The sequence below is a fragment of the Betaproteobacteria bacterium genome (assembly GCA_016791345.1).
In the GTDB taxonomy this organism is placed as follows: Bacteria; Pseudomonadota; Gammaproteobacteria; order Burkholderiales; family JAEUMW01; genus JAEUMW01.
On the sequence record JAEUMW010000243.1, the window covers coordinates 1 to 7425 of the forward strand.

At 66.9% G+C, this 7425-nt stretch carries 8 protein-coding genes; 5 read left to right on the top strand and 3 right to left on the bottom strand.

All coding sequences use genetic code 11. The annotated features are described in order from the left end of the window. The 3 genes from JNK68_09540 to JNK68_09550 all read right to left on the bottom strand — a co-directional run. Positions 1-535 (bottom strand): alpha/beta fold hydrolase (locus JNK68_09540; protein ID MBL8540599.1); only part of this gene is annotated, 535 nt, incomplete at its 3' end. Beyond that, positions 532-1854, bottom strand: coding sequence for an MASE1 domain-containing protein (locus JNK68_09545; GenBank protein MBL8540600.1), 1323 nt, complete (start codon positions 1852-1854; stop codon positions 532-534). The genes JNK68_09540 and JNK68_09545, both read right to left, overlap by 4 nt. After that, the gene (locus JNK68_09550; protein MBL8540601.1) at positions 1841-2581 is read right to left on the bottom strand and encodes a DUF1275 domain-containing protein; all 741 of its coding nucleotides are present in this window, start codon (positions 2579-2581) and stop codon (positions 1841-1843) included. Before JNK68_09550 ends, JNK68_09545 begins: the two co-directional genes overlap by 14 nt. Positions 2582-2721: 140 nt before the next feature. On the opposite strand from JNK68_09550, the gene JNK68_09555 reads away from it, so the two are divergent. The 5 genes from JNK68_09555 to JNK68_09575 form a co-directional block, all read left to right on the top strand. Next, the gene (locus JNK68_09555; protein MBL8540602.1) at positions 2722-2943 is read left to right on the top strand and encodes a preprotein translocase subunit YajC; all 222 of its coding nucleotides are present in this window, start codon (positions 2722-2724) and stop codon (positions 2941-2943) included. A gap of 7 nt (positions 2944-2950) precedes the next feature. Further along, entirely contained in the window at positions 2951-4567 is a 1617-nt protein-coding gene (locus JNK68_09560; protein MBL8540603.1) for a HAMP domain-containing histidine kinase, read from the top strand. A 14-nt stretch (positions 4568-4581) separates the two neighbouring features. After that, positions 4582-5964, top strand: coding sequence for a sigma-54-dependent Fis family transcriptional regulator (locus JNK68_09565; GenBank protein ID MBL8540604.1), 1383 nt, complete (start codon positions 4582-4584; stop codon positions 5962-5964). A 51-nt stretch (positions 5965-6015) separates the two neighbouring features. Beyond that, on the top strand, positions 6016-6603 hold the full coding sequence (ampD, locus tag JNK68_09570) for a 1,6-anhydro-N-acetylmuramyl-L-alanine amidase AmpD (protein MBL8540605.1): 588 nt from the start codon (positions 6016-6018) through the stop codon (positions 6601-6603). 504 nt (positions 6604-7107) lie between these two features. Then, the coding region (locus tag JNK68_09575; protein MBL8540606.1) for a ribonucleoside-diphosphate reductase subunit alpha at positions 7108-7425 on the top strand (318 nt) is incomplete at its 3' end.

The window sequence follows — 7425 nt, forward strand, 5'->3', positions numbered from 1 at the left end:
CCCAGCGGTAGTGGAATCCGTCGTTGCGCTCGAACTTCGCCTTGACGATCGCGCGCAACTGCTCGTTCTTGATGCCGAAGGGATCCTCTTCGTCGATGTGCATGGTGCGCGGGAGCGGTGGAACGCGGTAGAGCAACCGGCGCAGGCCCCGATACCACGGCGTTGCCCAGCCATCGAGAAAGATCGGAGGCGCCAGCGCGACCAGCCGTCCCTTGTCGTGTTGCTCCTGCTTAGCCACTTCGACGGCGAGCAACGACCCCATGCACATGCCCATGAGGTGCAGCGTCTCGTGCTGCGCGGCGAGCTCGCGGTAGCGCGCACGGCACGCTTCGAGCCAGTCCTCGGCTTTCACGGCAAGCAGGTCCTCGGGCTTCGTCCCGTGGCCGGGCAAGGTCAGCGAGTGCGTGACGAACCCCGACAGCTTGAGCCGCTTGTGCATGGAGCCGAGGTCGTACTCGGTCCCGCCGAGGCCATGGATGAGAAAGACGCCGGCGCGTTCCTCGCGCGCGGCGTCGAGGGGAGCCTGCGCGCTCATGAGCGCGCGCCGTCCGCAGCGCCGCCTTGCCGAACGGGGCGCAGGAAGCCGACGAAGCGGTGGATCGTGTCGTCGAAATCGACGATCGCCGTGACCTCGCCCTCGAGACGCTTTTCCTCTCCGGCCGGCGAATCGAAGCGGTGACCGGCGTCCAGGTGCACCTCGACGCCGCGCCCGAGGGCGGCGAACGCGGCGCGCAGCGCGTTGCGATCGTCCGGATGCACGCGGTCGAGGTATGCCGCCAGGGTATCGATCTGCGCCGGCCGGACCCCGAGCAGTCTTTGCGTGTCGCCGGCCCAGTTGACCTTGCCCGATGCCGGATCGAGCTCGAACAGAAGCTGATCGTTCGCGCCGATGACTGTTTCGTAGCGCACACGCCAGTCCGTTGCTTCGCGCAGAGCGCGTTGCTGGCTGCCCTGGAGAGCGGTCACCATGAGCGTGAGCAGGGCAGCGGTGGCGACGTAGCCCTGGACTTCGAGTACCGCCTCGTTCGTGAACTGATCGACGCTCGCGAACGGTCCTTCGCCACGCTCGCTGTAGAGCACGGCAATGGTGGCGAGCAGGAAGGTCGCCAGCGTTGCGCCGCGTGTTCCCCAGGCGAGTGCGCCGAGCACGAGAAAGGCAAGCGGCAGGTAGGTCAGCGCGAAGCCCACGGTGCCGGGGAAGCGCGCCGCGGTGTCGCCGCGAAAGACGACGACGGTGGCGGTGATCATGAGCAGCAGGAAGATGCTACCGAGGGCGAAGTCGCTCATGGTCGGGCCGCCCGAGCGCTTTGCCCGGAAGCCCGCCCAGGCGAAGAAGAGCGGCGTGACCACCAGCGTGCCGACGGTGCCGGACACGATCCACAGGCGCCACTCGCCGGCGGGGCTCGGCAGGCCCAGGGCGGCGTACACCAGCAACGCGACGGCCCAGCCCAATAGAGCGCTGCCCAGGGCGCCGGCGCCGGCGAAGAGCCACACCTTGCCGACTTCGTCGAGCTGCGGGTTCGCTCCCAGCAGGCGCCGCAGCAGCCAGGCGATCGGCGCGGAAACCACGATCTCCTCCAGGGCGTAGGCGATGGAGGCGCCCGAGGAAGCGCCGGCGAGCAGGTTGCCGGCCGCCGCGGCGAGCCCGATCGCGACCAGATAAGCCGGCCAGCGCGCGGGCTCGGCGAGGGTCAGCACGCCGATGGCGACGCCGCTCGCGAGCCAGATGTTTGCTTCCTGATCGAAACCTCCCCCGAAATAGTAGGACAGCATCAGGGCGACGAGGTAGGCGAGCGCCGCGGCCGCCGCGCGCCATACGACCGGATACGCCATCGACGAATCAGCAACCGGCATGTGCTTTCTCCTCGCTGCGGTGGAATGCCCGCAGCGCTGCCAGCGCGACGAGCGACACGAGCGCCGCGGGCGGCGCAATGACGAACGGAAGACCGACATGGGTCACCCATGTCCCCAGCCCGGCGCCCGCCACGTAGGCGGCCCACACGCCGAACAGGATGGCCGGGCCGCGAGTTGGATCATGCGGCGTCGGGTCGCGCCACTGGCGATGGCGGACATGCGCCACGGCGCGGGCGACGAGCGAGGTCAGGGTGCTGGTGAGGACGACGGTCGATACACCCGGCACCGCGAGCTTGCGCGCCGCCGCGCTCTGCAGGCCCATGGCCAGTGCGGTGCCGACAACGAAGGCGCCGAGCGCCGCTTCGGTGCCGTGGGGGAAGATGAACCAGGCAATGGCGACGACGACGAGCACGGCAGCCTCGATCGAAAGGGCGACAGTGACGATGGCGGGCCAGGGTCCTGCCGCCTGGCGCGCGTCGGTCAGCGTGGTGCCGACGGCGGCACCGACGAGGAAACCGGCCAGCGCCAGCACGCTTCGCAGGGTGGCAGCGCTGTGACCCTCGACCGTTGCGATGCCGAGCAGAACGCTGTTGCCGGTCATGTTGGCGACGAACACGTGCTCGAAGGCGAGATAGCCGACGGCATCGACGTAGCCGGCGGCTCCGGCCAGCGCAAGCAGCAGGACGCTCACGAGCGAGGGATGATGCGGCAGCCACGCGACGGTCACAGGGGGCGATATTACCGTTTCGAAGCAGCAATCGCATCGGCGCTGCGCCGGTTTGCGCGGCTGCCAGACGCACGCCGTGACCCGGCAGGGGAATTTCTGTATCCTCCACGGGTTTCGGTAAAGCTGCAGTAGGCCCGGACTTGCCCAGGCTTTTACTTTTATTGGCGATCGTCGCGCTGGTGGTCTGGATCATCAGGCGCTACCGGCGCAGTCTCGACGGCGGTGGTAAGGCATCGCCGGCCGAGATCGAGGACATGGTGCGTTGCGCCGAATGCGGCATGCACCTGCCGCGAAGCGAAAGCATCGAAAGCGCGGGCCGTTTCTACTGTTCGGCCGAACACCGTCGTGCGCACGGTGCTTGAGACTCCCATGAGTTCCCTCTCCGCGCCGGTTGCCTTGAACTCGCCCGGGGTCGAGCGGCCCGAGAATTACTGGCGCTCGCTGCTCTACTTCAACGTCTATCGCTGCGCGCTCGCCGTGGTCCTCACGGCGATACCGGTGCTGGCCGCGCACGAGTTGCCGTTCGGCTCCGCCGATCCCGAGCTCTATCAGTACGTCTCCGTTCTCTACGTGCTCTTCTCGGCCGCCTGCTTCGTCATGGTGCGCATGCGCCTGCCGAGCTTCGGGCTGCAGCTGCTGCTGCAGGTGACCGGCGACATTGCCTTCATCATCCTGCTCATGCTGGCGAGCGGCGGCATCTCCAGCGGTCTCGGTCTGCTGCTGCTCGCCTCGCTCGCCGCTGGCGGCCTCATCGGGCGCGGGCGGCTCACCCTGTTCCATGCCGCCCTGGCGAGCATCGCCGTGCTCGGTGCGCAGGCCTTCACGGTGGCCACGCGCGATGCGCCGATCGCGCAACTGGTGCAGGCGGGGCTCCTCAGCATCGGCTATTTCGCGACGGCATGGCTCGCTCACACGCTGGCGCGCTGGACGGCGGAAAGCGAGCAACTCGCGGCGCAGCGCGGGTTCGATCTGGCGAACCTGGCGCAGGTGAACCAGCTCGTGATACAGGACATGCAGGACGGGGTCCTAGTGGTGGATGCACTGGGTGTGATCCGCCAGTACAACGCCCAGGCCGAGGAACTGCTCGGCGCGATGCCGCGAGCCCGCCGCGACGTGCTCCTGTCCGATTACGCGCCGGCGCTCGGGCAGCAGCTCGCGCGCTGGCGGGCGGATCCCGCGTACACGGTAGAGCCGATCGCGAGCATCGACCCGCAGACGGAGGCGAGCGTGCGCTTCGTGCGCGTCGGGCGTGCGGACTACCTCGGCGCCGTGATCTTCCTGGAGGACCTGGGGCGCGTGCAGGGGCAGGCGCAGCAGCTCAAGCTCGCCTCGCTCGGGCGACTGACCGCGAACATCGCGCACGAGATCCGCAACCCGCTGTCGGCGATCAACCACGCGACCGAGCTGCTGCAGGAAGAGCCGCAGCAGTCACCGACACAGACGCGGCTCTTGCAGATCATCCACGACAACGCCCAGCGACTGGATCGCATGGTGCAGGATGTCCTCAAGCTCAATCGCCGCGATCGCGCGCTCAAGGAGAATTTCGACGTCGGCGCCTATCTCGACACGTTCGTCGAGCAGTTCAGCGCGATCGAGAAGATCAATCCCATGGTCTTCTCGATCGAACTCGCCGACCGCTACGTCGTGGCCTTCGACCGCTCGCATCTCAACCAGGTGATGTGGAATCTTTCGCGCAATGCGCTGCGCCACTGTCAGCGCAAGGCAGGCAGCATCCGCGTGCTGGTCGGACTGGGCAACAACCCCAGTATTATGAGATTGGACGTGATCGACGACGGGCCAGGCGTGCCGAAGGGCCTGATAAGCCAGCTCTTCGAGCCGTTCTTCACCACCGCCGTGAGCGGCACGGGACTCGGGCTCTACATCGCGCGGGAGGTCTGCCAGGCCAACGGCGCGAGCCTGTACTATTCGGACGCGCCGACGGGCGGCGCGCAGTTCACGATTCTCTGCAAGAGGGCGAACACTTGAGACGAAAGGGTCGAATGGATGGTGCCGTGTCGCGCACCGTGCTGATCATCGACGACGAGGCCGATATCCTCGAACTCCTCGAACTCACGCTCTTGCGCATGGGGCTCGAAGTCGAGCGTGCGTCGAACGTGAAGGAGGCGATCGAGCGCCTGCAGACGCACGCCTATGATCTGTGCCTCACGGACATGCGCTTGCCCGACGGCACCGGCATAGACGTCGTGAAGCACATCGGTCAGCACTGTGCGGACTTGCCGGTGGCCGTGATCACCGCCCACGGCAACACCGAGAATGCCGTGGCCGCGCTCAAGGCGGGTGCTTTCGACTATGTCGCGAAGCCGGTATCGCTCGAGCAGCTGCGCACGCTCGTCAAGTCGGCGCTGAGCCTGCCGCAGGCATCCACGACGAAAGCCTCGGAAGGCGGCGGCTCGCTGCTCGGCGACTCGCAGGCGATCCAGCAGGTGCGCGCGCTGGTGGAAAAGCTCGGCCGCAGCGAAGCGCCGGTCTACATCTCCGGAGAGTCCGGGAGCGGCAAGGAGCTGGCGGCGCGCCTCATCCACGAGAAGAGCGCGCGGCGCGAGAAGCGCTTCATCCCGGTCAACTGCGGCGCCATTCCCGAGACGCTGATGGAAAGCGAGTTCTTCGGTTACCGCCGCGGCGCGTTCACCGGCGCCGACCAGGACCGCGACGGCTTCTTCCAGGCGGCGTCGGGCGGCACCCTGTTCCTCGACGAGGTGGCCGATCTGCCGCTGCTCATGCAGGTCAAGCTGCTGCGCGCCATCCAGGAGAAGAAGGTGCGCAAGGTGGGCTCGACGCAGGAAGATCCGGCGGACGTGCGCATCATCAGCGCGACCCACAAGTCGCTCGCGGATCTGGTGGAAGGCGGCAAGTTCCGTCACGATCTCTATTACCGGCTGGCGGTGATCGAACTCAAGATGCCGCCGCTGCGCGAGATGCTCGACGACATTCCGCTGCTGACCAACGCCGTGCTGCAGAAGCTGGCGCGTGGCCAGGGCCGGACCGACGTGCAGATCGACAGGGACGCCATGGGCGCGCTCATGCGCTACGACTTTCCCGGCAACGTGCGCGAGCTCGAGAACATCCTCGAACGCGCGCTGGCGCTGTGCTCCGACAACCTCATCCGGCTCGAAGACCTGCAGCTCACGCCGCCGAGCGAGATGCTGAAGGTTGATGAGGCGCCGACGCAGGGAGCCGCCGGCGCGGCAACCGCGCCACCCGGCGGCAAGGTGCCGCTGCAGGAGTATCTCGACGAGCTGGAGAAGGCGGCGATCCTGGAAGCACTGGAGAAGACGCGCTACAACCGTACCGCGGCGGCGAAGCTCCTCGGGATCACGTTCCGTGCGCTGCGCTATCGCATGGAGCGGCTTGGCATCAACTGATCGCCTGCCGGCCGCGGTGTCATCGATGCCGCATTCCGCGCCTGTCGCGGCATGAGCCGGCCGACTGCGCGGGACTGGACCTTCGATCCGCGCGGCATGCTGCCCGCCGCGCGGTTTGTTGCTTCTCCGAACTTCGACGAGCGCCCGCCCGGTGAGCAACTCACCCTCCTCGTCGTCCACAGCATCAGTCTGCCCCCGGGGCGTTTCAGCGGCGACGCGGTCGCTCGACTCTTCGGAAACCGCCTCGATGCTTCGGTACATCCCTACTTTGCCGGATTGGTCGGGCTCAAGGTGTCGGCGCATTTCTTCATCCGGCGCCGCGGTGAACTGATCCAGTTCGTTCCCGTCTCGAAACGGGCCTGGCATGCGGGAGCGTCAGTCTGGAAAGGGCGCGAACGCTGCAACGACTACTCGGTCGGCATCGAACTCGAAGGCTGCGACGACCGGGCGTTCACCGACCCGCAGTACCGGCGGCTTGCGCGCCTTACCCGGGCGCTGCAGTCCGCGTATCCGATCGCCGATATCGTCGGCCATGCGGACATAGCGCCGGGGCGCAAGACCGATCCCGGGCCCTGCTTCGACTGGGTGCGCTATCGGGCGTTGCTGGCGGGCGCCGCGCAATCGCAGGGCGCGCGCTGAACATCTTCTACGGCGACTGTTACGTTCTCCCGCTGTCCCGACAGGCACGGTTCCCGATGCAAGCCGGCTGCGGGAGCGTGACCAACTGCTGCTCGACACGTTTGCGTACCGGGGCATTCCCGCCGCAGTGACGATGGCGGGCGGCTACGCCCGCCACATCGAAGATACCGTCGACATTCATTTCGCCAGCGTCGAAACCGCTGCCGGCTTCGGCCGCTGAAGGACCGCGCGGCGCAGCGCGCGCGCGTCCGCCCGCCATCTGTCGGTGCAACGGGGCCGTGCGTCGCGGATTGCCGGTGGGTCAAAAGAAATCCCTTGCACCTGCCAATTGCCGTTACTAGAATTAGTGCACGCTCGGCTCTTCAGTCACAATATGTAGTGCAGTCAACCCACGATTGCTGGGGAAGGCGAGGGGTGATCACAATATGTTGTGATCACGGTACAGAGAAAACGGCGTCGCGCGAGCGATGACCCCGACGAATACGATGTAGGAGGCAGGCGCTCATGCAGGTGGTCATGGAAAGTCCCGCAACCGTGGTTGCCCCGATGTTCCCGATCGAAGGCGACGGGCTGACCGCTCCGCGGCTGGCGGAGTACAAGGTGATCCGGCGCAATGGCGCCGTGGTCGGCTTCGAGCCGGGGAAGATCGCAATTGCCATGACCAAGGCTTTCATTGCGGTGAACGGCGGTCAGGGTGCGGCGTCCGCGCGGGTCCGCGAGATCGTCTCCGACCTGACGACAGGCGTCGTCAACGCGCTCATGCGCCGTCAGCCGCACGGCGGCACCTTCCACATCGAAGACATCCAGGATCAGGTGGAACTC